The sequence below is a fragment of the Nitrospirillum amazonense genome, assembly GCF_007828045.1.
Classification (GTDB): domain Bacteria; phylum Pseudomonadota; class Alphaproteobacteria; order Azospirillales; family Azospirillaceae; genus Nitrospirillum; species Nitrospirillum amazonense_C.
This window is the reverse complement of record NZ_VITN01000013.1, coordinates 1-23,451: the sequence shown is the minus strand read 5'-3', so window position 1 is coordinate 23,451 and position 23,451 is coordinate 1. Positions and strand designations below refer to the sequence as shown.

35 protein-coding genes are annotated in these 23,451 nt (G+C 66.4%); 2 read left to right on the top strand and 33 right to left on the bottom strand.

Annotation, left to right across the window (positions count from 1 at the left end):
* Positions 1 to 87: 87 nt before the first annotated feature.
* A complete protein-coding gene (locus tag FBZ89_RS19200; protein WP_145751473.1) occupies positions 88 to 579 on the bottom strand; it encodes a heme-degrading domain-containing protein in 492 nt (163 codons plus the stop codon).
* A 415-nt stretch (positions 580 to 994) separates the two neighbouring features.
* Between FBZ89_RS19200 and FBZ89_RS19195 the strand changes: the two genes are divergently transcribed.
* Entirely contained in the window at positions 995 to 2,782 is a 1,788-nt protein-coding gene (locus tag FBZ89_RS19195; protein WP_186457440.1) for a tetratricopeptide repeat protein, read from the top strand.
* Between the two features lie 114 nt (positions 2,783 to 2,896).
* Positions 2,897 to 5,014: an FUSC family protein gene (locus FBZ89_RS19190; protein ID WP_145751471.1), complete on the top strand. Its 2,118-nt coding sequence runs from the start codon at positions 2,897 to 2,899 to the stop codon at positions 5,012 to 5,014.
* 46 nt (positions 5,015 to 5,060) lie between these two features.
* On the opposite strand, the gene FBZ89_RS19185 is transcribed toward FBZ89_RS19190, so the two are convergent.
* The 32 genes from FBZ89_RS19185 to FBZ89_RS19030 all read right to left on the bottom strand — a co-directional run.
* Entirely contained in the window at positions 5,061 to 5,231 is a 171-nt protein-coding gene (locus FBZ89_RS19185) for a hypothetical protein (protein ID WP_211115286.1), read from the bottom strand.
* A gap of 11 nt (positions 5,232 to 5,242) precedes the next feature.
* Entirely contained in the window at positions 5,243 to 6,568 is a 1,326-nt protein-coding gene (locus FBZ89_RS19180; protein WP_145751470.1) for a replication-associated recombination protein A, read from the bottom strand.
* A 146-nt stretch (positions 6,569 to 6,714) separates the two neighbouring features.
* Entirely contained in the window at positions 6,715 to 8,142 is a 1,428-nt protein-coding gene (locus FBZ89_RS19175) for a DegQ family serine endoprotease (RefSeq protein WP_145751469.1), read from the bottom strand.
* 54 nt (positions 8,143 to 8,196) lie between these two features.
* Complete coding sequence (locus tag FBZ89_RS19170) at positions 8,197 to 8,448, bottom strand: hypothetical protein (protein ID WP_145751468.1); 252 nt, start codon at positions 8,446 to 8,448, stop codon at positions 8,197 to 8,199.
* 200 nt (positions 8,449 to 8,648) lie between these two features.
* The gene (gene rplQ / locus FBZ89_RS19165; protein WP_040848395.1) at positions 8,649 to 9,071 is read right to left on the bottom strand and encodes a 50S ribosomal protein L17; all 423 of its coding nucleotides are present in this window, start codon (positions 9,069 to 9,071) and stop codon (positions 8,649 to 8,651) included.
* A 165-nt stretch (positions 9,072 to 9,236) separates the two neighbouring features.
* Complete coding sequence (locus tag FBZ89_RS19160; protein WP_145751467.1) at positions 9,237 to 10,253, bottom strand: DNA-directed RNA polymerase subunit alpha; 1,017 nt, start codon at positions 10,251 to 10,253, stop codon at positions 9,237 to 9,239.
* 231 nt (positions 10,254 to 10,484) lie between these two features.
* Entirely contained in the window at positions 10,485 to 10,883 is a 399-nt protein-coding gene (gene rpsK / locus FBZ89_RS19155) for a 30S ribosomal protein S11 (protein WP_004273656.1), read from the bottom strand.
* 19 nt (positions 10,884 to 10,902) lie between these two features.
* The gene (gene rpsM, locus FBZ89_RS19150) at positions 10,903 to 11,271 is read right to left on the bottom strand and encodes a 30S ribosomal protein S13 (protein ID WP_004273657.1); all 369 of its coding nucleotides are present in this window, start codon (positions 11,269 to 11,271) and stop codon (positions 10,903 to 10,905) included.
* Between the two features lie 418 nt (positions 11,272 to 11,689).
* Positions 11,690 to 12,337 carry an adenylate kinase gene (locus FBZ89_RS19145; RefSeq protein WP_145751466.1) on the bottom strand — a complete coding sequence of 216 codons (648 nt, stop codon included), beginning with the start codon at positions 12,335 to 12,337 and terminating at the stop codon, positions 11,690 to 11,692.
* Positions 12,334 to 13,668, bottom strand: a complete 1,335-nt coding sequence (gene secY, locus FBZ89_RS19140) for a preprotein translocase subunit SecY (RefSeq protein ID WP_040848397.1) — start codon at positions 13,666 to 13,668, stop codon at positions 12,334 to 12,336. Before secY ends, FBZ89_RS19145 begins: the two co-directional genes overlap by 4 nt.
* A 180-nt stretch (positions 13,669 to 13,848) precedes the next feature.
* Positions 13,849 to 14,325 carry a 50S ribosomal protein L15 gene (rplO, locus tag FBZ89_RS19135; RefSeq protein WP_145751465.1) on the bottom strand — a complete coding sequence of 159 codons (477 nt, stop codon included), beginning with the start codon at positions 14,323 to 14,325 and terminating at the stop codon, positions 13,849 to 13,851.
* A gap of 33 nt (positions 14,326 to 14,358) precedes the next feature.
* Positions 14,359 to 14,550, bottom strand: a complete 192-nt coding sequence (gene rpmD, locus FBZ89_RS19130) for a 50S ribosomal protein L30 (RefSeq protein WP_040848399.1) — start codon at positions 14,548 to 14,550, stop codon at positions 14,359 to 14,361.
* A complete protein-coding gene (gene rpsE, locus FBZ89_RS19125; RefSeq protein WP_040848400.1) occupies positions 14,550 to 15,152 on the bottom strand; it encodes a 30S ribosomal protein S5 in 603 nt (200 codons plus the stop codon). Before rpsE ends, rpmD begins: the two co-directional genes overlap by 1 nt.
* A gap of 12 nt (positions 15,153 to 15,164) precedes the next feature.
* Complete coding sequence (rplR, locus tag FBZ89_RS19120; RefSeq protein WP_145751464.1) at positions 15,165 to 15,527, bottom strand: 50S ribosomal protein L18; 363 nt, start codon at positions 15,525 to 15,527, stop codon at positions 15,165 to 15,167.
* An 11-nt stretch (positions 15,528 to 15,538) separates the two neighbouring features.
* Complete coding sequence (gene rplF, locus FBZ89_RS19115; protein WP_004273659.1) at positions 15,539 to 16,072, bottom strand: 50S ribosomal protein L6; 534 nt, start codon at positions 16,070 to 16,072, stop codon at positions 15,539 to 15,541.
* Between the two features lie 12 nt (positions 16,073 to 16,084).
* Entirely contained in the window at positions 16,085 to 16,483 is a 399-nt protein-coding gene (gene rpsH, locus FBZ89_RS19110; protein WP_004273660.1) for a 30S ribosomal protein S8, read from the bottom strand.
* Between the two features lie 15 nt (positions 16,484 to 16,498).
* Positions 16,499 to 16,804, bottom strand: coding sequence for a 30S ribosomal protein S14 (gene rpsN, locus FBZ89_RS19105; protein ID WP_004273661.1), 306 nt, complete (start codon positions 16,802 to 16,804; stop codon positions 16,499 to 16,501).
* 16 nt (positions 16,805 to 16,820) lie between these two features.
* Complete coding sequence (gene rplE / locus FBZ89_RS19100) at positions 16,821 to 17,363, bottom strand: 50S ribosomal protein L5 (RefSeq protein WP_040848402.1); 543 nt, start codon at positions 17,361 to 17,363, stop codon at positions 16,821 to 16,823.
* A gap of 8 nt (positions 17,364 to 17,371) precedes the next feature.
* A complete protein-coding gene (gene rplX, locus FBZ89_RS19095; protein WP_040848403.1) occupies positions 17,372 to 17,686 on the bottom strand; it encodes a 50S ribosomal protein L24 in 315 nt (104 codons plus the stop codon).
* Complete coding sequence (gene rplN, locus FBZ89_RS19090; RefSeq protein ID WP_004273662.1) at positions 17,687 to 18,055, bottom strand: 50S ribosomal protein L14; 369 nt, start codon at positions 18,053 to 18,055, stop codon at positions 17,687 to 17,689.
* A 25-nt stretch (positions 18,056 to 18,080) separates the two neighbouring features.
* Positions 18,081 to 18,338 (bottom strand): 30S ribosomal protein S17, encoded by a 258-nt coding sequence (gene rpsQ / locus FBZ89_RS19085; RefSeq protein ID WP_004273663.1) that lies wholly within the window; start codon positions 18,336 to 18,338, stop codon positions 18,081 to 18,083.
* Positions 18,339 to 18,352: 14 nt separating this feature from the next.
* The gene (gene rpmC / locus FBZ89_RS19080; RefSeq protein ID WP_040848404.1) at positions 18,353 to 18,559 is read right to left on the bottom strand and encodes a 50S ribosomal protein L29; all 207 of its coding nucleotides are present in this window, start codon (positions 18,557 to 18,559) and stop codon (positions 18,353 to 18,355) included.
* Positions 18,556 to 18,981 (bottom strand): 50S ribosomal protein L16, encoded by a 426-nt coding sequence (rplP, locus tag FBZ89_RS19075; protein ID WP_040848405.1) that lies wholly within the window; start codon positions 18,979 to 18,981, stop codon positions 18,556 to 18,558. The genes rpmC and rplP overlap by 4 nt, the downstream gene beginning before the upstream one ends.
* 29 nt (positions 18,982 to 19,010) lie before the next feature.
* Complete coding sequence (rpsC, locus tag FBZ89_RS19070; protein WP_145751463.1) at positions 19,011 to 19,691, bottom strand: 30S ribosomal protein S3; 681 nt, start codon at positions 19,689 to 19,691, stop codon at positions 19,011 to 19,013.
* A 1-nt stretch (position 19,692) separates the two neighbouring features.
* Positions 19,693 to 20,088, bottom strand: a complete 396-nt coding sequence (gene rplV, locus FBZ89_RS19065; protein ID WP_004273664.1) for a 50S ribosomal protein L22 — start codon at positions 20,086 to 20,088, stop codon at positions 19,693 to 19,695.
* Between the two features lies 1 nt (position 20,089).
* Positions 20,090 to 20,368, bottom strand: coding sequence for a 30S ribosomal protein S19 (gene rpsS / locus FBZ89_RS19060; RefSeq protein WP_004273665.1), 279 nt, complete (start codon positions 20,366 to 20,368; stop codon positions 20,090 to 20,092).
* Positions 20,369 to 20,380: 12 nt separating this feature from the next.
* Entirely contained in the window at positions 20,381 to 21,208 is an 828-nt protein-coding gene (gene rplB / locus FBZ89_RS19055; protein WP_040848407.1) for a 50S ribosomal protein L2, read from the bottom strand.
* Positions 21,209 to 21,219: 11 nt separating this feature from the next.
* Positions 21,220 to 21,537 carry a 50S ribosomal protein L23 gene (locus tag FBZ89_RS19050; RefSeq protein WP_088871757.1) on the bottom strand — a complete coding sequence of 106 codons (318 nt, stop codon included), beginning with the start codon at positions 21,535 to 21,537 and terminating at the stop codon, positions 21,220 to 21,222.
* Complete coding sequence (rplD, locus tag FBZ89_RS19045; protein WP_145751462.1) at positions 21,534 to 22,154, bottom strand: 50S ribosomal protein L4; 621 nt, start codon at positions 22,152 to 22,154, stop codon at positions 21,534 to 21,536. The genes FBZ89_RS19050 and rplD overlap by 4 nt, the downstream gene beginning before the upstream one ends.
* Before the next feature lie 5 nt (positions 22,155 to 22,159).
* Positions 22,160 to 22,867, bottom strand: a complete 708-nt coding sequence (gene rplC, locus FBZ89_RS19040; protein WP_145751461.1) for a 50S ribosomal protein L3 — start codon at positions 22,865 to 22,867, stop codon at positions 22,160 to 22,162.
* 58 nt (positions 22,868 to 22,925) lie between these two features.
* Entirely contained in the window at positions 22,926 to 23,234 is a 309-nt protein-coding gene (gene rpsJ / locus FBZ89_RS19035; protein ID WP_040848411.1) for a 30S ribosomal protein S10, read from the bottom strand.
* A gap of 76 nt (positions 23,235 to 23,310) precedes the next feature.
* Positions 23,311 to 23,451 (bottom strand): EF-Tu C-terminal domain-related protein (locus FBZ89_RS19030; protein WP_484213824.1); only part of this gene is annotated, 141 nt, incomplete at its 5' end.

The window sequence follows — 23,451 nt, the reverse complement described above, 5'->3', positions numbered from 1 at the left end:
TTCCAGTCCGCTACGCTTCCCGGAATCTCCGGTGGCCGCAGTCGCGGCCTACGGCGGCGCGACGTGCGCCGCTGTTCGGGTTGTACTTCAGTCCAGCGCGATATCGCTGATGTCGCGGCCCAGCACATGGGCCAGGGCTGCCATGGCCAGCGTGTGATCCTCACGCTGCGGCAGGCCGGAAACGGTCAGCGCGCCGATGCAGCCGGCGCCCTTCACCATCAGGGGCACCGCGCCGCCGTGGCTGGCGTAGTCGCGATGCGGCAGGCCGCTCTTGACCTCCAGCGTCGTGCCTTGCTGCGCCAGGCCCAGACCGATGGCGTAGGAGCTGCGGGCGAAGTGCAGCGCGGTGGCTCGCTTGCGGCGAATCCAGTCGTCATGGTCCGGCGTGGCCGGCCCCACCGCCAGGCGCAGCAGCTGCTGGCGGTGCAGCGACACATCGACCACCAGCGCCCCGCCCCGCTCCAGCCCCGCTTGGCGCAGCCACACGCCCAGGGTCCAGGCCTCATCCTGCCCGAAGCGCTCGAACACCAGCCGCTGTTCCTGCAAGGCGATGCGACGCAGATCTTCTTCAGGGGGCATGGGGGCCTTCCGGGGAAAGTGGGCTCAAGAGTGGAATGGAGATTAACGATCCAGCGCGCGCCCACGATAGAGCATCCGATCAATCACCACATCTAGTCCCTGCGCATGGAACGCGATGACCGTGGATCGGTCGGCCCCCAACCATGCGCAAGCCCGGCCGGATATCCGCCCGCGCCGTTCCACGGTTGGGAATGGTCTTGAGGCCGGCGCGGAAGGCGCCAATCCGCTCCATATGGCGCAACGCGACATCCTCGCCGGTCTCACCGGCGATGTAGTCATGTGGTCGCGACAGGTCAGCCTTCTTGTCCCCCATAACGCACCCCATCCCCTTGCGCCGCAGGGGGCGGGGTGGCCTATCCTTTGGGAGCAAGGTATTACTAAACCCATGGAGCAGGAACGCGTCAGGACCCGGAGTATGCGCACCGTCGGGGAGGTCCTGGCGGTGGCGCTGGAGCATCACCGGGCGGGCCGCCTGGCGGATGCCGGCGCGCTCTATTCCTCGCTGCTGGCGCAGGAGCCGGAGCAGCCGGACGCCTTGCACCTGCTGGGGGTCGCCACCGCCCAGGCGGGACAGGCGGCGGAGGCGGAGCCCCTGATCGCCCGGGCCATCGCGCTGCGCCCCGGCGTGGCCGACTTCCACGCGAACCACGCCCAGGTGCTGGACACGCTGGGCCGCACGGATGAGGCGCTGACCGCCTACACCCAGGCCCTGCGCCTGAACCCCAGCCATGCCGACGCCCTGCGCAACATGGCCCGCCTGCTGGCCCGGCTGGAGCGGCTGTCGGCCGCCGCCGACGCCTTGCGCGCCTGCGTGGAGCGGACGCCCGACGATCTGCCCACGGTGACGGAGTTGGCCCGCCTGTGCGAACGGCTGGGCCGGGGGGGCGAAGCGGAGACCTGGTACCGCCACATCCTGGCGCGCGATCCCTTCAACACCCTGGCCCTGAACAACATGGGGGAATTGAAGCGCCGCGCCGGCGACGTGGCCGAGGCGGTCAGCCTGCTGTCCCGCGCCGTCAGCGCCGCCCCCGACGCCCCCCTGCCCCGCTGCGCCCTGGCCAGCACCTTGACCAGCCTGTTCCGTTTCGAGGAGGCGGAGGCCCATCTGGTGGAGGCGGCGCGCCGCCGGCCGGACGCCCTGCTGCCCCACCGCGACCTGGGCGTCCTGCTGCGCCTGCTGGGCCGGTCGGAGGAGGCGTTGGCCGCCTTCCAGGTCGCCGCCGCCCTGGCGCCGCAGGACCCGGTGGCCAATTTCGGCGTGGCCCTGTGCCTGTTGCGCCTGGGCCGCTACCGCGAGGGCTTCGAGCATTATCGCTGGCGCTGGCCCTCCGCCGCCAAGCCGCCCCGCCACCAGGGGCTGCCCGCCTGGACCCAAGGCGCACCGGCCGGCCTGCGCCTGCTGGTGTGGCATGAGCAAGGGGTGGGCGACACGCTGATGTGCCTGCGCTTCCTGCCCCAGCTGACCGCCGCCGGCGCCCGCCTGACCATCGAGGTGCCGGCCGGCCTGGCCCCCCTGGTGGCGGCGCAAGGGTATGGCGCCGTGGTGGTGGACGCACAAACGCCGGCACCGGGCACCACCTCCCTTGCACCGCTGCCCTGGGACGCCCAGGTGCCCTTGATGGACCTGCCCGGCCGCTTCTGCCCCACGCCCGCCGCCGTGCCCTGGACGGGCCCCTATCTGAAGGCCGACCCCGGCCGCAAGTTGCGCTGGGCGCAGATGCTGGGCCCGAAGCGGGGCCTGCGCATCGGCCTGTTCTGGCAAGGCAATCCGGATTTCCCGGACGACCGCTGGCGCTCCCCCGGCCTGGCCGCGCTGCTGCCGCTGCTGGACGTGCCGGGCGTGGAGTTCGTCAGCCTACAGATGGGTCCGGCCAAGGCCGCCCTGACCGACCCCGCCATCCCCCCCGGCCGCATCCGCGACGCCGCCGCCTCCATCCGCGACTGGGCCGACACCGCCGCCCTGGTGGCCGGACTGGACCTGGTCATCGGCTCCGACAGCGCCTGCATCCACCTGGCGGGCGCGCTGAACATCCCAGCCTTCCTGCTGCTGTCCCCCACTACCGACTGGCGCTGGCACGACAGCGGCGACACCAGCCCCTGGTACCCGTCCCTGCGCCTGTTCCGGCAAACCCGCCTGGGAGACTGGACGGCGCCGGTGGCGGCGGTGAAGGCGGCGTTGGAGAAGAGGATCGCCGCAACCTGACGAGGGCCTTCGCCTTCGTCCTTGGCAATACCGCATTGCACACACCAATGCTGCATCTGCGAACGGGTTTGAGATACCGTTGCCCTGGCCACCCGTTCGCCTAATTGAGTTTCCATGTCCCACGCCCACACGGTGCCCACCGACCGCTCCTCACCGCTGGCCCGGCTCGCGCGCTGGCTGCAGGCGCGCTCGTTCGCGCTGACGCCGGAGCAGATCGGCATCACCGAAGGCCTGCGCGCCGCGACTGCGGTGGCGCTGATGGTCACGCTGGCGCTGTACCTGGACCGGCCCATCCTGTCCTGGGCGGCCTTCGCCGCCTTCTGGGCCTGCCTGGCCGATCCTGGTGGACCTTTTGGCGTGCGCCTACGGGCCATGGGCGGCTTCGCCCTGATCGGCACCGCCATGGCGGGCGTGATGAGCGCCGTGGCGGCGCTGGGAACCGTCTGGGCGGCGGCGGCCCTATTCGGGGCGCTGTTCCTCTGCTGCCTCAGCCGCGTCTACGGGCCCGCTGCCACCCAAGTGGGCGTGCTGGCCTGCTGCGTCGCCGTGGTGGCCGTGGGCTATCCCATGGCGCCCCTGGACGCCCTGCGCCTGTCCGGCGTCTTCCTGGCGGGGAGCGGCTGGGCCGTGGCCCTGTGCCTGGTGCTCTGGCGCATCCATCCCTATGCCCCCGCCCGCCGCGCCGTCGCCGCGATCTATGCCGAACTGGGCGACATGACGGCCGAACTGCTGGCCCTGCACGCCAGCGGCGCCACCCAGGACGCGCGCTGGAAAGCGCATGCCGCCGAGCATCGCCGCGCGGTGCGCGACACCATCGAGCGGGCGCGCGCCGCCGTGGGCCGCTTCTCCGCCGGCCGCGGCAACGGGCGCGACATCCGCCGCGCCTTGCTGGCCGCCATCGAGGCGGGCGAACGCATCTTCGCCGGCCTGATCGCGCTGGGCTATGACCTGGAGCCGCATGCCGCCGGCACGCCCACCGATGCCGACACGCTGCCCTTGCGCCAGCTGCGCGCCGCCCTGACCCGTACCAGCCGCCAGGTGATGCGCTCGGCCCCCGACGGCGCCCTGGTGGTGTATGAGGCGGAGGTGCTGGATCGCGTCGCCCGGCCGGCGCATGACCTGGTGGGTCGCGTGGCCCAGGTCTGCGCCCAGGCCCTGACCGACCTGACCCGCGCCTGGGCCCCGCCGGTGGATGACGGCGCGCTGGCCACTGTGCCTGAAAATGACGAGACGCCGCGCCGCCGCCTGACGCCCGCCCGCGCCCTGCGCCTGGCCCTGGCGCCCTCCTCCCCCATCGCGCGGCACGCCCTGCGCGTGGCCCTGGTGGTGACGGCCACCTACGCCGTCACCGCCTATCTCGATGTCGCCTATGCCTACTGGGCCACCATGGCGGCGGTGGTGGTGATGCAGCCGCAGGCGGCCACCACCTGGCCGCGCACCCTGGAACGCGTGGTGGGCAGCGTCATCGGCGGCGCCGCGGCCGCCTTCCTGGCCGTGGCCCTGCCCACGCCCCTCGCGCTGCTGGCCGCCATCTTTCCCCTGGCGGCCGCCACCATCGCCCTGCGCTCCGTCAGCTACAGCCTGTTCGTCACCTTCCTCACACCCCTGTTCGTGCTGGTGGCCGACCTGCTGCATCCGGGCCTGAACGCCCATGGCGAGGGCATCGCCCTGGCCCGCGCCTTCAACAACACGCTGGGCAGCTTCATCGGCCTGGCTGGCTGCCTGGTCCTGTGGCCGGAGCGGGAGCCCAAGGGCTTCCCCCACAAGCTGGCGGCGGCGGTGGAGGCCAACATGCGCTACGCCACGCTGGTGGTCCGGGCGGGCCAGACGCCCTATGCCGAAATCGACGCCGCCCGCCGGGCCGCCGGCTTGGCCAGCACGGCGGCCGAGGTCACGCGCCAGCGCATGGTGCTGGAGGGCCGCCGACGCAAGGCGCACCTGGACGAGGCCGGGGCGGTGCTGGAGACGCTGCGCCGCCTGGCGGGCGCCGCCACCGTCGCCTGGCTGGATGAGCGCACCATCCCCGGCCCGCCCGACGCCCGGCGCATCGGCTATTGCGAGGCCGCCACAGTGCGGCTGGGCGCCCTGGTGCGCGGCGTGCCGACGGAGGATGGCGCCCTGGACCGTGAGGGCGAGCCGCCGGACGATATCGCCCGCGCCGTCACCCACGTGGTGCAGGCGGCCAAAGACTATGCCCGCGCCATGGCGATGGACGCCAAGGCACCGGCATAGTCCCAGCCGCGCCGGCGCGGTGCCTACACGCTCTTCAGGAACGGGATCAGGTTCTTGAAGTAGAAGTCCTGGTCATATCCTCCGGATCCATCTCGTCATGGGTGGCGCCAATGGTCAGGGTCTTCACCTTGATCCGGGGCAGCGCGTCCCAACGCTCCCAATCCTTCAGGTTGCCCGTCACCTCCAGTTCGCTTTTGATTTCAAGGGCATAGCCCATCAGGGCAGGCGTCAGTCCTCCCCGCCACCCTCGGCCGCCCGCTGGCGCAGCTTGGCCCAATAATCCTGGCGCTTCTTGATCTCGCGCTCGAAGCCGCGTTCCACCGGCTGATAGAACTCCCGCCGCGCCATGCCGTCGGGGAAATAGTTCTGGCCGGAGAAGCCGTCGGCCGTGTCGTGGTCGTAGTTGTAGCCCTTGCCGTAGCCCAGGTCCTTCATCAGGCGGGTGGGCGCGTTCAGGATGTGCATGGGCGGCATCAGGCTGCCCGTCTCCTTGGCCGCCCGTTGCGCCTGCTTGATGGCCATGTAGGCGGCGTTGGACTTGGGCGCGGTGCCCAGATAGATGACGCATTGGGCCACGGCCAACTCACCCTCCGGACTGCCCAGGCGCTCATAGGCGTCCCAGGCGGCAAGGGCGATGGTCAGGGCCTGCGGATCGGCCATGCCGATGTCCTCGCTGGCGAAGCGCACCAGGCGGCGAGCGATGTAGCGCGGGTCCTCCCCTCCCGCCAGCATGCGGGAATACCAGTAGAGGGCGGCATCCGTGTCCGAGCCGCGCAGCGACTTGTGCAGGGCGCTGATGAGGTTGTAGTGCCCCTCCTGCGCCTTGTCGTAGAGGGGCATGCGCCGCTGCACCGCCACGGTCAGGGCGTTGGTGTCCAGCGGGTCCTCCCCCGCGCGCGCCACGGCAAAGATCTCCTCGACCAGGTTCAGGAAATAGCGGCCGTCGCCATCGGCCATGGCCTTCAGCGCCGCCCGCGCATCCTCGGTCAGCGGCAGGGCGCGGCCCTCCTCCGCCTCCGCCCGGCCGATGAGCTTTTCCAGCGCCTCCTCCCCCAGCCGGTTCAGGACGAAGACCTGCGCACGGGAGAGCAAGGCGGCGTTCAGCTCGAACGACGGGTTCTCCGTCGTGGCGCCCACCAGGGTGACGGTGCCGTCCTCGACATAGGGCAGGAAGCCATCCTGCTGCGAGCGGTTGAAGCGGTGGATTTCATCGATGAACAGCAGGGTGCCCTGGCCCGCCTGGCGGCGCTGCTTGGCCGCTTCGAACACCTTGCGCAGGTCGGCCACGCCGGAGAACACCGCGGACAGGGGCTCGAACGCCAGGGTGGTGGCCTGGGCCAGCAGGCGGGCGATGGTGGTCTTACCGCAGCCCGGCGGTCCCCACAGCACCATGGAGCTGAGACGGTGGGCCGCCACCATGCGGCCGATGGGCCCCTTGGGGCCCAGCAGATGCTCCTGTCCCACCACCTGGTCCAGCGCGGTCGGCCGCAGCCGGTCGGCTAGCGGGCGCGGCGCCTCCGCCTCGAACAGGGAACCCGATCCGCTCTTCACCATGACGTTCCATACACCCCGGATACAAACCCGGAACACCATGCCAGAGCGGGGGGCGGCTTGGCATCGTCCTTTTGACCAGTACCGGACCTGTATGCCGACGTTTCCATGAATGACGCGGCGGGAAACCGCGTCAGCCGCCCATGTCCTCAGCCGCCGACGCTCAGCGTCAGCACCTGGTCGCCGCGCCGCACGGCCAGGTCCCAGCGGCGCTGGGGCTGGCTCACCACGCGCTTCAGGTCGGCCACGCGGGAGATGGCTTGGCCATTGACCTTCACCACCACGTCGCCTGGCTGGAAGCCGAGGGCCTGGGCGGTGGTGCCCTGCTGCACCTTCAGCACGATGACGCCGTCGGAATTGCCGGCATAGCCGACCTCCTCCGCGAGCGCCGGGTTGATGTTGGCCACGGTGGTGCCGGCGAAGGGCTGACGGCCGTCCAGCGCCGTCTCATCCCGCGGCGGGTCTTCCGGCGGGCCGATCAGCTTCACCGGCAGCTTCGTTTCCGCGCCCTTACGGATCACGGTCACGGTGGCGGTGCCCCCCACGGGCAGCAGGGCGATGCGGTAGCGCAGGCTTTCCGGATCATCGACCAGGTGGCCGTTCACCGCCGTCACCACATCACCGACCTTCACGCCCGCCTGCTCCAGCGGGCCCTTGGGGTTCAGTTGGTTGATCAGCACGCCCTGGGGCCGGGGCAGGCCCAGGTTGGTAGCCAGTTCCTGCGTCACCGGCTGGCCGCTGGCGCCCATCCACGGCCGCACCAGCTTGCCGCCGCCCTCCACCGCGGTGACGACGGAGCGCACCATGTCCGCCGGGATGGCGAAGCCGATGCCGACCGAGCCGCCGCTGCGCGAATAGATGGCCGAATTGATGCCGGCCAGCTTGCCGTCCATGGTGATCAGCGCGCCGCCGGAATTGCCGGGGTTGATGGCGGCATCCGTCTGGATAAAGAAGTTGAAATCCGACACGCCCACGCCGGTGCGGGCCAGCGCCGAGACGATGCCGCTGGTGACCGTCTGGCCCACGCCAAAGGGGTTGCCGATGGCCAGCACCAGGTCACCGACCTGGATGCTGTCACTGTCGCCCAGTTCCAGGGTGGGCAGCTTCTCGCCCTTGGTGTCAATGCGCAGGACGGCCAAATCGACCTTCTCATCCGCGCTCATGACCTTGGCCGGGAACTCCCGCCGGTCGGCCAGCACCACGGTGATCTGGTCGGCGTCCTTGATGACATGGTCGTTGGTGACGATCAGGCCGTCGGGCCGGATGATGACGCCGGAGCCCAGCGAGGATTCCACCCGCTCCCGCGGGACGCCCCGGAAGGCATCGCCGAAGAACTGGCGGAAGAACGGGTCTTCCATGAAGGGCGATACGCGTTGCTTGATCACCCGGCGGCTGTAGATGTTGACCACCGCCGGCGCCGCCCGCTTCACCAAGGGGGCATAGCTGAGCGTGATCTGCTCCTTGCTTTGCGGCACCTGCTGGGCGACGGCGCCCAGGGGCGACAAAGCAAGACCGGCGGCCAGACTGGTCAGGACCAAGCGGGACATCGAGCGGCGGAACGGCGTTTCAAGCTTCACGGGAACCAACTCTCACGTCTGATCGAAACGAAGGGGATTGGGGTGAAATAGGGTTCAGCCCGGGTCGCCGCAACGGTTCAGGCAGGATTTCAGGTCGCGCTGGCACATGCCGTTGTTCAGTTCGGGCGTATGATCGCTCTGCCCGGCCTTGGTATCGCCGCACACCTGGCTGTCGCGGTTGCAGCGCGCCACGCAGGCGGCGTGGGTGTCCAGCTTGCCCTCGCGCTGCGACGGCAGCCCCAGGCAGCCCGTCAGCCCCAGCAGCAGCACGCTGGCGGCAGCCGCCTTGATCCCCCAAATACGCACCGGTTTATCCTCCTGTCCGTCACACGGGCGCGCCTGTCGCGCCGGCGATGGACGGGCGGCAGGATGCGCGATTTGGCCCCCGCCCGTCCACACGCTTACACGGGGTCTGCGTCCCCGCCCGCCGGCCGCCCAATGAAAAAGGGCGAACCCTCGCGGATCCGCCCCTTTCCTTACCATTCCGGAAGTGGAACAGCCTAGACTCAGGCCGCTTCTTCCTCGGTCTCCGTCACCTGGACCGGACCGCTGTCCTGGCCCTTGGCGGAGACGTCGCGGTCCACCAGCTCGATGACAGCCATGGCGGCCATGTCACCGTAGCGGAAGCCGGCCTTCAGGACGCGGGTGTAGCCACCCTGACGGTCCTTGTAACGCTCGGCGATGGTGGTGAACAGCTTATCGACCATGGCGTTGTCGCGCAGTTCCGCGAACGCCAGGCGACGGTTGGCGAGGCCGCCCTTCTTGCCCAGCGTGATCAGCTTCTCGACGATCGGCCGCAGGTCCTTGGCCTTCGGCAGGGTCGTCTTGATCTGCTCGTGCTTAATCAGGGCATTGGCCATGTTGGAGAACATGGCCAGACGGTGGGTAGAGGTCTTGCTGAACTTACGCCCGGAAACGCCGTGACGCATGGTGCTTCTCCTTTCATGTCCGGGTGTCGGATGCCGACACCTATGACGATCCCCGAAACGCCCGTCCTTGCCCGTAAGGGGCGCCGGCCGGCACGGCGGGGGTGGGCCCTATGCCCTGTACCCTGCACCCGGCCGTAGCCGGATGCGGGTAACCTCAAATCAAGCTCAGTACGGCTCTTCCAGACGCTTGGCCAGGTCCTCGATGTTCTCGGGCGGCCAGTTCGGGATTTCCATGCCGAGGTGCAGGCCCATCTGGGACAGCACTTCCTTGATCTCGTTCAGCGACTTGCGGCCGAAGTTCGGGGTGCGGAGCATTTCCGCTTCCGTCTTCTGCACCAGGTCGCCGATGTAGACGATGTTGTCGTTCTTCAGGCAGTTGGCCGAACGGACCGACAGTTCCAGCTCGTCCACCTTGCGCAGCAGGTTCTTGTTGAACGGCACCTCGTCGGACTTCTCCGATGCGGTAACGGCCTGCGGCTCCTCGAAGTTGATGAACAGCTGCAGCTGGTCCTGCAGGATGCGGGCGGCGATGGCCACGGCATCCTCGGGCGTCACGGCGCCGTTGGTCTCGATCGACAGCGACAGCTTGTCATAGTCGGTGCGCTGACCCAGGCGGGTGTTCTCCACCTTGTACGCCACCTTGCGGATGGGGCTGTACAGGGCGTCGATCGGGATCAGGCCGATGGGGGCGTCTTCCGGACGGTTCTGGCTGGCGGGGACGTAGCCCTTGCCCTTCTCGACCGTCAGTTCCATGTTCAGGCGGGCGCCGGCGTCCAGGGTGCAGATCACCAGATCCGGGTCCATCACCTCGATGTCGCCCGTCACCTCGATCATGCCGGCGGTGACTTCCTTGGGGCCTTCGGCGCGCAGGCGCAGCCGCTTCGGGCCCTCGCCCTCCATCTTCAGACCCATGTTCTTGATGTTCAGAACGATGTCGGTCACGTCCTCGCGGACGCCGGGAATGGAGGAGAATTCGTGCAGGACGCCATCGATGTGGATGGCGGTGACCGCCGCCCCCTGAAGGGACGACAGCAGGACGCGGCGCAGGGCGTTGCCCAGGGTCAGGCCAAAGCCACGCTCCAGCGGACCGGCGATGATCGTGGCCTCACGGCGCGGATCGGCACCGACGTTCACGTCGAGCTTGCTGGGCTTTTCCAGGGTCTGCCAGTTCTTCTGAATCACGGGTAGTTGCCTCTAATGCCATCGGGAGGACACGACACCCGGTTTCACCGCTGTCGGGTGCGGATCAGGGCGCCGGTCTTGCGACCGGCGCCCTGTCCTGAACCTGACCACCTCCCCCATGCATGGGCGATCGCGATGGCATGCGAAAGCCGGTCCCGGGGCGGCGGGGAAACGCGGAAGCGTTTGGACCGGAAGCGGCCACGGGGGCCGCCTCCGTAATCGGTAGAATGATCAGACGCGACGCTTCTTCGGCGGGCGAACGCCGTTGTGCGGGATCGGCGTCACGTCGCGGATGGACGTGATCTGGAAGCCGACCGACTGCAGGGCGCGCAGGGCGGACTCACGGCCCGAACCCGGACCCTTCACTTCCACTTCCAGGGTGCGCATGCCGTGTTCCTGGGCCTTACGGCCCGCGTCTTCGGCGGCCATCTGGGCGGCGTAGGGGGTCGACTTGCGCGAACCCTTGAAGCCCATCATGCCCGACGAGGACCAGGCGATGGTGTTGCCCTGGGCGTCGGTGATGGTGATCATGGTGTTGTTGAACGAGGCGTTCACATGCGCCACGCCCGAGGTGATGTTCTTGCGCTCGCGGCGACGAAGCCGGGCGGCAGAAGCGTTGGGCTTTGCCATTTCTTATCAGTCCTTCAGCTTACTTCTTCTTACCGGCGATCGGCTTGGCCGGGCCCTTGCGGGTGCGCGCGTTGGTGTGCGTGCGCTGACCGCGGACCGGCAGGCCCTTGCGGTGACGCAGGCCGCGGTAGCAGGCCATGTCCATGAGCCGCTTGATGTTCATGGCGACAGAGCGACGCAGGTCGCCTTCGACCGAGTAGTCGCTGTCGATGACTTCGCGGATACGCAGGACTTCGTCGTCGGTCAGCTGATGCACGCGGCGCTCCAGCGGAATGCCGACCTTGCCGCAGATCTCCTTCGCCATGAAGGGACCGATGCCGTGAATGTACTGAAGGGCGATTTCCACCCGCTTCGCGGTGGGAATATTAACGCCAGCGATACGCGCCACGCGCTTTCTCCATCGTTCATGCCCGCCCCGGCGTCACGCCCGGGCGATGCGATCTTCGTCCACACCCCGCCTGATCACCGGCTCCCGTGGCGGGGACGTCCAATGACCTTCGGGGCATCTCATCCGAAGAAAACCTGGAAACTCCAGGATCTCCAAATGCACATATGAACCAACCCCGTCCCGCCACCTCATGGGGTGCCAGGGCCGAGAGCCGGTTTCATCCGCACCCGCCGGGCCAAAAGCCCATAACGGATCGGATGCGGGAGTATACGCAGGCGCGACTGGATGTCAACCGCGCCCACGCGGACAATGCCCAACACCGGGCATGCAGCCAGCGGAGGGCACGAAAGGGAAAAGGCCGCCTCTCCTACCCGGAGAAACGGCCCTTCCATATTCGGATAAGCGCGAGGCCTCCAGCTCAGGCGGCGATGATGGCCTCCAGCTGACGGGTGACCTCGTCAATCTCCGCCATGCCATCCACCTGCTTCAGCACGCCCTTGCCCTGATAGTAAGGCAGGATGGGCGCCGTCAGCGCGTGGTATTCCGCCAAGCGCTTGGTGAAGGTCTCGGCGTTGTCGTCGGCCCGGCGCTTGAACTCGGTCGAGCCGCAGATGTCGCAGACGCCCGCCACCTTGGGCTGGTGGAACTTGTCGTGATAGCCGGCGCCGCATTTGGCGCAAGTATACCGGCCGGTCACACGCTCCACCAGGGCCGCGTCGTCCACCACCATCTCGATGATGTGGTCAAGCTTCAGGTGCTTTTCCGCCAGCATACGGTCCAGGGCCTCGGCCTGCGGAACCGTGCGGGGGAAACCGTCGAGGATGAAGCCCTTGGCGCAATCCGGTTGGGTGATGCGGTCGGCGATCATTTCGACCATGATCGCGTCCGGCATCAGCTTGCCGGCGGCCATGATCTCCTTGGCCTGCTGACCCAGCGGGCTGCCGCTATCCTTCAGCGCCCGCAACATGTCGCCCGTCGACAACTGCACCAACCCGAACTTCCGTTCAAGCCGCTGCGCCTGCGTTCCCTTGCCGGCGCCCGGCGGTCCCAGAAGAATCAGGTTCATCCACGCCTCCCCCTCAGCTTTGCCTTCTTGATGAGGCCTTCATATTGATGCGCCAGCAGATGCGAATGGATCTGGGCGACCGTGTCCATAGTCACCGTTACCACAATTAGCAGGCTGGTGCCGCCAAAATAAAAAGGAATAGCGTTCTTGGCCATCAACAGTTCGGGCAATAGACAAACCACCACCAGGTAGCCGGCGCCCAACACCGTCAAACGGGTGAGAACAAAGTCCAGATAGTCCGCAGTGTTCTTACCCGGACGGATACCGGGGATGAAACCGCCATACTTCTTCAGATTCTCCGCCGTCTCGGTCGGGTTGAACACGACCGCGGTATAGAAGAAGCTGAAGAACACGATCAGCGCCATGTACAGCACGATATAGAGCGGCTGGCCATGGGTCACATAGCGGGCGATGGTCTGCAGGATTTCCGGGCCGGTGCCGCCGGAGAAACCGGTGACGGTGGCCGGCAGCAGCAGCAGCGAGCTGGCGAAGATCGGCGGGATGACGCCCGAGGTGTTCAGCTTCAAGGGCAGATGCGAGGCTTCACCCCCATAGACCTTGTTGCCCACCTGGCGCTTCGGGTACTGCACGATCAGCCGGCGCTGGGCGCGTTCCATGAAGACGATGAAGAAGATCACGCCCACGGCGACGGCCAGCAGCAGGGCAAGGATGCCGAAGCCGATGGCCCCGGTGCGGCCCAGTTCCAGCAGTTGCATCAGCGCCTTGGGCAGCGCGGCCACGATGCCGGTGAAGATGATCAGCGAGGTGCCGTTGCCCACGCCCCGGGCGGTGATCTGCTCACCCAGCCACATCAGGAACATGGTGCCGCCCACCATGGTGACCACGGTGCTGATGATGAAGAAGGGGCCGGGATCGATCACCGTGCCGCCCTTGGCGCCCTGCAGCGCCACGGCCAAGCCGTAGGACTGGAAAATGGCCAGGATCACCGTGCCATAGCGGGTGTACTGGTTGATCTTCTTGCGGCCCGCCTCGCCTTCCTTCTTCATGGTTTCGAGGCTGGGGATCACCGCCGTCAGCAGCTGCACGATGATGCTGGCGGAGATGTAGGGCATGATATTGAGCGCGAAGATGCTCATGCGCTCGATGGCGCCACCCGCGAACATGTTGAACATGCCCAGGATGCCACCCTTGGCCTGGTTGAAAACGTCGGCAAAGGCCTGGACGTTGATGCCCGGCAGGGGAATATAGGTGCCCAGGCGGAAAACGATGAGCGCTCCCAGGGTGAACCAGAGCCGCTTCTTCAGTTCCGTGGCCTTGGCGAAGGAGCCGAAATTAAGATTGGCGGCGAGCTGCTCGGCGGCTGAAGCCATGGAATCCGTTCCTATCGAGGCGCCTCACAGGGGCGCGGCACAGACGGTATCAAAAAGACAAAAGAAAAGGGACCGTCGCCGGTCCCCCTAACGGGTCCCACCCCAGATGGGGAGACCTGCGGCAGAAAGAAAGACGGCCGGCGCTCGCTTTTAACACGAACGCCGGCCGCACTTCCTTAATTACTCGGCAGCCGCTTCGACCGCGGGCACCTTGACCGAGCCACCGGCAGCTTCCACGGCGGCCACAGCCGCGGCGGAGGCGCCGGCGACATCGAACGCCACCTTGGCGGTGATGCTGCCCTTGGCCAGCAGGCGCACGCCATCACGGGACGGACGCACCAGGCCGGCGGCGACCAGCACCTCGGCGGTGATCACATCGGCGGCGTTCAGGCGGCCCTCATCGAGGGCCTTCTGGACGGTACCGATGTTCACCACCGAATAGTCGGTGCCGAACAGGTTGTTGAAACCGCGCTTCGGCAGGCGGCGATGCAGGGGCATCTGACCGCCTTCGAAGCCATTGATCGACACGCCGGAACGCGAGGTCTGACCCTTCACGCCACGGCCGCCGGTCTTGCCCTTGCCGGAGCCGATGCCCCGACCAACCCGGGTGGGCGCCTTGCGGGCGCCCGGGTTGTCGCGAATATCCGTAAGCTTCATGACTTTATCCCTTCAAGCCGTATCGGGAAGGCCTCAGGAGGCCTTCTCGACGCGCACGAGGTGCTGCACCTTGGCGATCATACCACGGACCGAAGGGGTATCCTCCAGCTCGCTGGTACGGTGCAGCTTGTTGAGACCAAGACCCACCAGCGTCGCCCGCTGGTCCTTCTGGCGGCCGATCGGGCTGCCGATCTGGGTCACGATGACGGTGTTCTTCTCGCTCATCACGCGCTCTCCTTCGCCTCGGCACCGGCCTCGCGGCGGCCCAGGATGTCGCTGACGCGACGGCCACGGCGGGCGGCGACGGCGCGGGGGCTGACGCACTGGGACAGGGCGTCGAAGGTCGCCTTGATCATGTTGTGCGGGTTCGACGTGCCGACCGACTTGGTCACGACGTCCTGGACGCCGAGAGCTTCGAAGATCGCGCGCATCGGACCACCGGCGATGATGCCGGTACCGGCGTCGGCGGTGCGCAGCACCACCTTGCCGGCGCCGAAGTGACCATGCACGTCATGATGCAGCGTCCGGCCCTCACGGAGCGGCACGCGGATCATGGAGCGCTTGGCCTGATCGGTGGCCTTGCGGATGGCTTCCGGCACTTCGCGGGCCTTGCCCGAACCAACGCCGACGCGACCCTTGGCGTCACCCACCACGACCAGGGCGGCGAAGCCGAAGCGACGGCCACCCTTCACCACCTTGGCGACGCGGTTAATACCAACGAGCTTTTCTACCAGCTCGCTTTCCTCACGGTCCCGGGGCGTACGATCCCGGTCCCCGCCACGCTCGCGACCGCCGCTGTTGCCGCCGTCCCTCTCGTTACGTGCCATAATCGCTACCCCTTAGAACTGCAGGCCGGCTTCACGCGCGGCGTCGGCCAGGGCCTTGACCCGGCCATGGAACAGATACGAACCGCGATCGAACACCACTTCCGTGATGCCGGCTTCCTTGGCCCGCTCGGCGATCAGCTTGCCGACCGCCTTGGCCGCCTCGATGTCGGCACCGGTCTTCAGCTGCGCGCGCAGGGTCTTGTCGATGGACGAGGCAGCGGCCTTGGTCTGGCCGGCCACGTCGTCGATGACCTGGGCGTAGATGTGCTGGCTGGAACGGAACACGGACAGGCGCGGACGCCCCTGGCCCAGCTTCCGGATCCGCGTGCGCACCCGCTGTTGGCGGCGCGCGCTCAGAACTTTTGCATTGCTCATGATCGTGCGCCTTACTTCTTCTTGCCTTCTTTGCGGATGATGACCTCATCCGCGTACCGGATGCCCTTGCCCTTGTAGGGCTCGGGCGGACGGTACGCGCGGATCTCAGCCGCAACCTGGCCAATCTTCTGCTTGTCGAAACCGGTGATCGAGATGGAAGTGGGCTTGTCGCACTTCATCGTGATGCCGGCCGGGATCGGGAAGCGCACGTCATGGCTGAAGCCCAGGTTCAGGAGCAGTTCCTGACCCTGGACGGCGGCCTTGTAACCCACGCCGGTGATCTCGAGGTTCTTGGTGAAGCCGGTGTCGACACCCTTGACCATGTTGGCCAGCAGCGTGCGAGAGGTGGCCCAGTTCACGCGAGCCTTGCGGCTGTCGTTCGCGGGCTTCACCACCACAGCGCCGTTTTCCAGCGTGGCGGAGATGTCGTCAACCAGGGTCAGACTGAGCTGGCCCAGCTTGCCTTTCACGGTGACGTCCTGGCCGGTGACCTGAACGGTCACGCCGGCCGGAACGGGCACCGGATGCTTGCCGATACGAGACATGTGGCCAGCTCCTTAGAACACTTTGCAGAGGACCTCGCCGCCAACATTGGCGGCACGGGCCTCGCTGTCCGACATGACGCCACGGGGCGTCGACAGGATCGAAATGCCGAGGCCGTTAAAGACCCGCGGCAGATCGGCGATCTTGGAGTAAATGCGGCGGCCGGGCTTCGACACGCGCTGCACCTGCTTAATGACAGGCTCGCCTTCGTGATACTTCAGCTCGATACGCACGCTATGGACACCCGGACGAACCGTGTCCAGGGAGTAGCCACGGATGTAACCCTCGCGCTTCAGCACCTCCAGAACGTTGGTGCGCAGCTTCGAGGCCGGGCTGGTGACAGACTGCATGCGGGCCCGCTGTCCATTACGGATGCGGGTCAGCATATCGCCCAAGGGATCGCTCAACGCCATTTCCCGAACCTCCGATTACCAGCTGGACTTCGTCATGCCCGGGATCTGGCCGGTCGAGGCCAGGTCGCGCAGGGCAATGCGAGACAGCTTAAACTTGCGGTAAAAAGCACGCGGACGACCGCTCAGCTCGCAGCGATTCCGAATACGGGTCGGGCTGGAGTTGCGCGGCAGCTCAGCGAGCTTGAGGCGAGCGGCGAACCGCTCCTCGGGTGGCAGGGTACGATCGGACGCGATGGCCTTCAGAGCATTACGCTTGCCGGCGTACTGCTTCGCGAGGCGCTCGCGGCGCTTGTTCTTCTGAACAGAACTGGTCTTGGCCATGGGAAGCTCCTGCCGCTCAGTTCGCGAACGGCATCTGGAAGCCCTTCAGGAGGGCCTTGGCCTCCTTATCGGTCTTCGCCGTGGTGACGATGATGATGTCCATTCCCCGGATCTCGTCCACGCGGTCGTAGTCGATTTCCGGGAAAATGATCTGCTCCTTGAGACCCATGGCGTAGTTGCCACGACCGTCGAAGCTCGTGCCCGACACGCCGCGGAAGTCGCGGACGCGCGGCAGGGCGATCGTGATCAGACGGTCCAGGAACTCGTACATGCGGTCACGGCGCAGGGTCACCTTGCAACCAATGGCCATGCCCTCGCGCAGCTTGAACTGCGCGATGGACTTGCGAGCGCGGGTCACCACCGGCTTCTGACCGGACAGGGCGGTCAGATCGGTGACGGCGGCGTTGATCTTCTTACCATCGGACGTGGCCTCGCCGACGCCCATGTTAATGATGATCTTCTCGATCCGCGGCACTTCCAGGTCGTTGGCGTAGTTGAACTCGCTCTTCAGCGAGGCGCGAACGACGGAATCATAATGTTCTTTAAGCCTGGCAGCCATAACGCGCCTCACAGGTCGATGACTTCACCGGAAACCTTGGCAAAACGGACCTTGCGGCCGTCTTCCAGGATCCGGTAGCCGACGCGGGTCGGCTTGTTGGTCTTGGGGTCGACATGGGCGACGTTGGAGACGTCGATGAACGCCTCGAGCTCAACGATGCCACCCTGCTGGGTCGGAGTCGGACGCTGGTGCTTCTTGACCAGGTTCACGCCGCGCACCTTGACGCGGTTCTCCTTCGGCAGAACGGCGATCACCTCGCCCTGCTTGCCCTTGTCCTTGCCGGCGATGATGACGACCTTGTCGGCCTTCTTAATCTTCGACATTTACAGGACCTCCGGCGCCAGGGAGATGATCTTCATGAACTTCTTGGCGCGCAGCTCACGCGTGACCGGCCCGAAGATACGGGTCCCGATCGGCTCACCCTGCTTGTTGATGAGCACGGCCGCGTTGCGGTCGAAGCGGATGGCGGAACCGTCGGTGCGACGGATTTCCTTGGCGGTGCGAACGATGACGGCGCGGTGCACGTCACCCTTCTTCACGCGGCCCCGCGGAATGGCCTCCTTGACCGAGACGACGATGACGTCGCCAACGGCCGCGACCTTCCGCATGGAGCCGCCCAGCACCTTGATGCACTGCACCCGGCGCGCGCCGCTGTTGTCAGCGACCTCCAGGTTGGTTTGCATCTGGATCATGGTTTGGCTTCCTTAAGCAAAACAGTTAGACGGCGGCGCCCGACGGGGCGGCGCTTTCCACGACGACGGCCCACCGCTTCCGCTTGGAAATCGGACGGCACTCTTCGATCGTCACCGTGTCGCCAGCCTTATAAGCATTCTGCTCGTCATGAGCAGCATACTTCTTCGACTGCTTAATAAACTTCTTGTACACGGGGTGCATAACACGACGCTCGACCAGCACGATGACGGTCTTGTCGCCCTTGTCGCTCACAACCGTGCCCTGCAAAACACGCCGGGGCATAACGCTTCCCCCTGTCAGGACACGGGCGCAGCGGTTTCCCGCTGGCCCAGGATGGTCTTAATCCGAGCGATGTCGCGCCGAACCTGGCCGACACGCGCGGTATTCTCCAGCTGCCCGGAGGCGCGCTGGAAGCGCAAATTGAACTGCTCTTTCTTCAGCTGCAAGAGCTGGTCCTGCAACTCATCCACGCTTTTGGTGCGCAGGTCGACGGCTTTGGTCATGCCTCAGCTCCCTCACCCAGGCGGGTGATGAATCGGGTCTTAATCGGCAGCTTGGCAGCGGCCAGCTCGAAGGCGCGCTTGGCGAGGTCCGCCGGCACACCATCCAGCTCGAACATGATGCGGCCGGGGGCCACGCGGGCCGCCCAGAACTCGGGCGACCCCTTACCGGAGCCCATGCGGACTTCGGCGGGCTTGCTCGACACCGGCACGTCCGGGAAAATCCGGATCCAGACCCGGCCCTGACGCTTCATGTGACGGGTGATCGCGCGGCGGGCCGCCTCGATCTGGCGCGCGGTGATGCGCGCCGGTTCGACCGCCTTCAGGCCAAAGGCGCCGAAGTTCAGCTGGCTGCCGCCCTTGGTGGCGCCGTGGATGCGCCCCTTGTGCTGCTTGCGGTACTTAGTACGTTTCGGACTCAGCATGGCAATTGCCCTCTAGTATCCGTTCACCCTCAGCGCGCCGCGACGGGCTGCTGATCGGCGCGCTTGTCCTGGGCGAACGGATCGTGCGCCAGAATTTCGCCCTTAAACACCCACACCTTGACACCGCAGGTGCCGTAGGTGGTCTTCGCCGTGGCCGTGCCGTAGTCGATCTCGGCGCGCAGCGTGTGCAGCGGCACGCGACCTTCGCGGTACCACTCCATACGAGCGATCTCAGCACCACCCAGACGGCCGCCGCAGTTGATGCGGATGCCCTGGGCGCCGAGGCGCATGGCCGACTGCACGGCGCGCTTCATGGCGCGACGGAAGGCGACACGGCGCTCCAGCTGGCTGGCGATGTTCTCGGCGATCAGCCTGGCGTCGAGTTCCGGCTTGCGGATTTCGACGATGTTCAGGCTGACCTCGGAGCCGGTCATGCGGCCCAGATCAAGGCGCAGCTTCTCGATGTCGGCGCCCTTCTTGCCGATCACCACACCCGGACGAGCCGTGTGGATGGTGACGCGGGCCTTCTTGGCCGGACGCTCGATGATGATGCGCGACGCGCCGGCCGCGGCCAGCTTGCCCTGCAGGTGCTTGCGCAGGCGCAGGTCCTGGTGCAGCAGCGTGGCGTAGTCGCGGCTGGCGAACCAGCGGCTGTCCCAGGTCCGGTTGATACCGACGCGGAGCCCGATGGGGTTGACTTTCTGACCCATGTTACGCGGTCTCCCCCGTGGCTTCCTCGGCGCGCTCGCGCACCACCACGGTCAAGTTGCTGTAAGACTTCTCGACACGGGCGCCGCGACCGCGGGCCCGGGCATGGAAGCGCTTCATCACCAGGGCGCGGCCCACGGTGGCGTAAGCGACCACCAGACGGTCAACGTCCAGCTGGTGGTTGTTCTCGGCGTTGGCGATGGCCGACTGCAGAACCTTCTTCACTTCGCCGGCGATGCGGCGCTTGGAGAAGGTCAGCATGGCCAGCGCGGTGCCGGCTTCCTTGCCGCGGATCATCTGGGCGACGAGGTTCAGCTTGCGGGCACTGGACTTGATCATCCGGCCGTGCGCCGCAGCCTCGTTGTCGGCGAAAGGCCGTTCAGATTGAGGCTTGCTCATTTTACTTCCTCTTCGCCTTCTTGTCGGCCGCGTGGCCGTAGAAAGTCCGCGTCGGGGAGAACTCACCGAACTTGTGTCCGATCATGTTCTCGGTCACGAGCACCGGCAGGAACTTATGGCCGTTGTAAACGCCAAAGGTCAGACCGACGAACTGGGGCAGGATCGTGGAACGGCGCGACCAGATCTTGATGATCTCGTTGCGGCCGGACGCGCGCGCCTTCTCTGCCTTCTTCAAAAGGTAGCCGTCAATGAACGGCCCCTTCCAGACGGAACGGGTCACGGGTCCTACTCCTTACTTAGAGCGACGACGACGGATAATCAGCCCGTCCGTCTTCTTGTTGCTACGCGTCTTCTTGCCCTTGGTCGGCTTGCCCCACGGCGTGACCGGATGACGGCCACCGGAGGTACGGCCTTCACCACCACCGTGCGGGTGGTCGATCGGGTTCATGGCGACGCCACGGACGGACGGACGACGGCCCAGCCAACGGTTGCGACCGGCCTTGCCGATCACGGTGTTGGACTGGTCGGGGTTGGACACGGCACCGATGGTGGCCATGCACTCGCCCCGGACCATGCGCAGCTCGCCCGAGGGCAGCTTCAGCTGGGCGTAACCCTGGTCGCGGCCCACCAGCTGCAGGAACGTACCGGCGGAACGGGCGATCTGCCCGCCCTTGCCCGCACGCAGCTCCACATTGTGGACGATGGTGCCGACCGGGATGTTCTTCAGCGGCATGGCGTTGCCGGGCTTCACATCGACCTTCTCACCGGCGACGACAACGTCACCGGCCTTCAGGCGCTGCGGAGCCAGGATGTAGGCCAGGTCGCCGTCCTGATAACGGATCAGAGCGATGAAGGCCGTCCGGTTGGGATCGTACTCCAGACGCTCGACCGTCGCGGGGACGTCGAACTTGTTGCGCTTGAAGTCGACCAGACGGTAACGGCGCTTGTGGCCGCCGCCCATGCGACGCGCGGTGATGCGACCGGTGTTGTTACGACCGCCGGTGCCGCTCAGGCCCTCCGTCAGACGCTTAACCGGCTTGCCCTTGTACAGCTCCGAGCGGTCGACCAGCACCAGCTGGCGCAGGCTCGGGGTAATGGGACGGTAAGTCTTAAGTGCCATCGTTAATGCCCTCACACGCCGGTGGTGACGTCGATCGTGTGCCCTTCGGCGAGGGTCACGATGGCCTTCTTGAAGTCGGACCGGCGAGCCACGATGCCCCGGAAGCGCTTGGTCTTGCCCTTCGAGACGATGGTGTTGACGGCCGTCACCTTGACCTTGAACAGGCCTTCGACGGCCTGCTTGATCTCGGGCTTCGTGGCATCCAGGGGCACCCGGAAGGTGACCTGGTTATGCTCGGAGCCCAGGGTGGACTTTTCGGTGATGACGGGCGCGACGATCAGATCGTACATGCGCTCGGCGCTCACAAACGGCTTCGCGTTCTTGCTCATTTCAGGCGAGCCTCCAACTGCTCGACCGCGTTGCGGGTCAACACCAGGGTGTCGCGCCGCAGGATGTCGTACACGTTGGCGCCCTGCTCCGGCAGCACATCCACGTGGGGGATGTTGCCAGCGGCCCGGACGAAGTTCTCATCCAGGTTGGCGCCGTCGATGATCAGCACCGAGCTGAAGCCCAGGGCGCCGAACTGCTCGACCAGCGCCTTGGTCTTGTGCGTCTCGGCACGGGCGTCGTCGAGGATGATCAGCTTGCCTTCGGCGGCCTTGACCGACAGGGCGGTCTTCAGGGCCAGCTTGCGGACCTTCTTCGTCAGGTCGTGCTCATGGCTGCGCACCACCGGACCGAAGATCACCGCGCCGCCGCGGAACTGCGGCGAGCGCAGGGAGCCCTGACGGGCACGGCCGGTGCCCTTCTGCTTCCACGGCTTCTTGGTCGTGCCGGAGATCTCGGAGATCCCCTTGGTCTTGTGCGTGCCCTGACGGCGCTTGGCCAACTGCCAGTTCACCATGCGGGCCAGCAGATCGGAGCGGGCCGGCAGGCCGAACACGGCATCGTCCAGCTCGATCTCGCCGACTTGCTCGTTCTTCAGGTTCTTAACGGTCGTCTTCATGATGCTCAACCCTCCTGCGCGGCAGGAGCGTCCTGCGTCGGCGCACGGAAGGCGGCCGGGAAGGGAACGCCCTCCGGCAGCTTCTTCTTCACGGCGTCCTTGACCAGGATATAACCGCCTTCGGAGCCGGGGACGGCGCCGCGGACGAGGATCAGGCCGCGCTCGACATCGACCGAGACGACCTTCAGGTTCTGGGTGGTGACCTGCTCAACGCCCAGGTGACCCGCCATCTTCTTGTTCTTGAAGGTGCGGCCGGGATCCTGGCGCTGACCGGTCGAACCGTGCGAACGGTGCGACACGGACACACCGTGCGTGGCGCGAAGGCCGCCGAAGTTCCAGCGCTTCATGCCACCGGCGAAGCCCTTACCGATGGTCGTCCCGGTGACGTCCACGAACTGGCCAGCGACGAAGTGATCGACGGTGATCTCCGCACCGACCTCGACCAGGGCGTCCGGGGTCACCCGGAACTCCACGGTCTTCTTCTTCGGCTCCACCTTCGCCTTGGCGAAGTGGCCGCGCTCAGCCTTCGTGACGTTCTTCACCTTGGCCTTGCCCACGCCGACTTCCAGGGCGGTGTACCCGTCCCGGTCTTCGGTCTTGTGGGAGACGACCTGGCAATTGTCGACTTTCAGCACAGTCACCGGCACGTGCTCACCCTCATCCGTGAAGATGCGGGTCATGCCGAGCTTCTGCGCGATCAAACCGGATCGCATTTTAGTCTCTTCTCCTAACAGGGGACATCCTCAGGGGGAGAGGTCCCTCAACTCAAACTTACAGCTTAATCTCGACGTCGACGCCGGCGGCCAGGTCGAGCTTCATCAGCGCGTCCACGGTCTGCGGGGTCGGATCGACGATGTCCAGCAGGCGCTTGTGGGTACGGATCTCGAACTGCTCACGCGACTTCTTGTCGATGTGCGGGCTGCGGTTCACCGTGAACTTCTCGACCTGGGTCGGAAGGGGGATCGGACCGCGCACCCGGGCACCGGTCCGCTTGGCCGTATTCACGATCTCGCTGGTCGACTGGTCGAGCACGCGATGATCGAACGCCTTCAGGCGGATCCGGATATTCTGGCTTTCCATCGTCCTAAACCTTGGTTGGAAGCGGTGCCGAATAGCATCGGCACCGCACACCGTCAATCAAATCAGTTGGTACTTATCAGGCGATGATCTTCGCGACCACGCCGGCGCCGACGGTGCGGCCACCCTCGCGGATGGCGAAGCGCAGGCCTTCGTCCATGGCGATCGGGGCGATCAGCTCCACGGTCACCTGCACGTTGTCGCCCGGCATCACCATCTC

Coding starts and splice junctions, on each gene's coding strand:
- FBZ89_RS19185 (WP_211115286.1), bottom strand. CDS start 5,231: ATGGGCTATGCCCTTGAAATCAAAAGCGAACTGGAGGTGACGGGCAAC.
- rplP (WP_040848405.1), bottom strand. CDS start 18,981: ATGCTGAGTCCGAAACGTACTAAGTACCGCAAGCAGCACAAGGGGCGC.
- rplV (WP_004273664.1), bottom strand. CDS start 20,088: ATGAGCAAGCCTCAATCTGAACGGCCTTTCGCCGACAACGAGGCTGCG.
- FBZ89_RS19200 (WP_145751473.1), bottom strand. CDS start 579: ATGCCCCCTGAAGAAGATCTGCGTCGCATCGCCTTGCAGGAACAGCGG.
- rplR (WP_145751464.1), bottom strand. CDS start 15,527: ATGAGCAATGCAAAAGTTCTGAGCGCGCGCCGCCAACAGCGGGTGCGC.
- rpsK (WP_004273656.1), bottom strand. CDS start 10,883: ATGGCAAAGCCCAACGCTTCTGCCGCCCGGCTTCGTCGCCGCGAGCGC.
- rplO (WP_145751465.1), bottom strand. CDS start 14,325: ATGAAGCTTACGGATATTCGCGACAACCCGGGCGCCCGCAAGGCGCCC.
- rplF (WP_004273659.1), bottom strand. CDS start 16,072: ATGTCTCGTATCGGCAAGCATCCGGTGCCCGTTCCGGCCGGCGTGACC.
- rpsQ (WP_004273663.1), bottom strand. CDS start 18,338: ATGCCCCGGCGTGTTTTGCAGGGCACGGTTGTGAGCGACAAGGGCGAC.
- rpmD (WP_040848399.1), bottom strand. CDS start 14,550: ATGAGCGAGAAGAACACCGTCATCGTGACCCAGATCGGCAGCCCGATC.
- rplE (WP_040848402.1), bottom strand. CDS start 17,363: ATGGCTGCCAGGCTTAAAGAACATTATGATTCCGTCGTTCGCGCCTCG.
- rpsH (WP_004273660.1), bottom strand. CDS start 16,483: ATGGCGTTGAGCGATCCCTTGGGCGATATGCTGACCCGCATCCGTAAT.
- rplC (WP_145751461.1), bottom strand. CDS start 22,867: ATGCGATCCGGTTTGATCGCGCAGAAGCTCGGCATGACCCGCATCTTC.
- secY (WP_040848397.1), bottom strand. CDS start 13,668: ATGGCTTCAGCCGCCGAGCAGCTCGCCGCCAATCTTAATTTCGGCTCC.
- FBZ89_RS19180 (WP_145751470.1), bottom strand. CDS start 6,568: ATGGTGAAGAGCGGATCGGGTTCCCTGTTCGAGGCGGAGGCGCCGCGC.
- FBZ89_RS19195 (WP_186457440.1), top strand. CDS start 995: ATGCGCACCGTCGGGGAGGTCCTGGCGGTGGCGCTGGAGCATCACCGG.
- rplN (WP_004273662.1), bottom strand. CDS start 18,055: ATGATCCAGATGCAAACCAACCTGGAGGTCGCTGACAACAGCGGCGCG.
- FBZ89_RS19050 (WP_088871757.1), bottom strand. CDS start 21,537: ATGAGCAAGAACGCGAAGCCGTTTGTGAGCGCCGAGCGCATGTACGAT.
- FBZ89_RS19190 (WP_145751471.1), top strand. CDS start 2,897: ATGTCCCACGCCCACACGGTGCCCACCGACCGCTCCTCACCGCTGGCC.
- rpsN (WP_004273661.1), bottom strand. CDS start 16,804: ATGGCCAAGACCAGTTCTGTTCAGAAGAACAAGCGCCGCGAGCGCCTC.
- FBZ89_RS19145 (WP_145751466.1), bottom strand. CDS start 12,337: ATGAACCTGATTCTTCTGGGACCGCCGGGCGCCGGCAAGGGAACGCAG.
- rpsE (WP_040848400.1), bottom strand. CDS start 15,152: ATGGCACGTAACGAGAGGGACGGCGGCAACAGCGGCGGTCGCGAGCGT.
- rplB (WP_040848407.1), bottom strand. CDS start 21,208: ATGGCACTTAAGACTTACCGTCCCATTACCCCGAGCCTGCGCCAGCTG.
- rplQ (WP_040848395.1), bottom strand. CDS start 9,071: ATGCGTCACGGCGTTTCCGGGCGTAAGTTCAGCAAGACCTCTACCCAC.
- rpmC (WP_040848404.1), bottom strand. CDS start 18,559: ATGACCAAAGCCGTCGACCTGCGCACCAAAAGCGTGGATGAGTTGCAG.
- rpsC (WP_145751463.1), bottom strand. CDS start 19,691: ATGGGTCAGAAAGTCAACCCCATCGGGCTCCGCGTCGGTATCAACCGG.
- rplX (WP_040848403.1), bottom strand. CDS start 17,686: ATGTCGAAGATTAAGAAGGCCGACAAGGTCGTCATCATCGCCGGCAAG.
- rplD (WP_145751462.1), bottom strand. CDS start 22,154: ATGAAGACGACCGTTAAGAACCTGAAGAACGAGCAAGTCGGCGAGATC.
- rpsJ (WP_040848411.1), bottom strand. CDS start 23,234: ATGGAAAGCCAGAATATCCGGATCCGCCTGAAGGCGTTCGATCATCGC.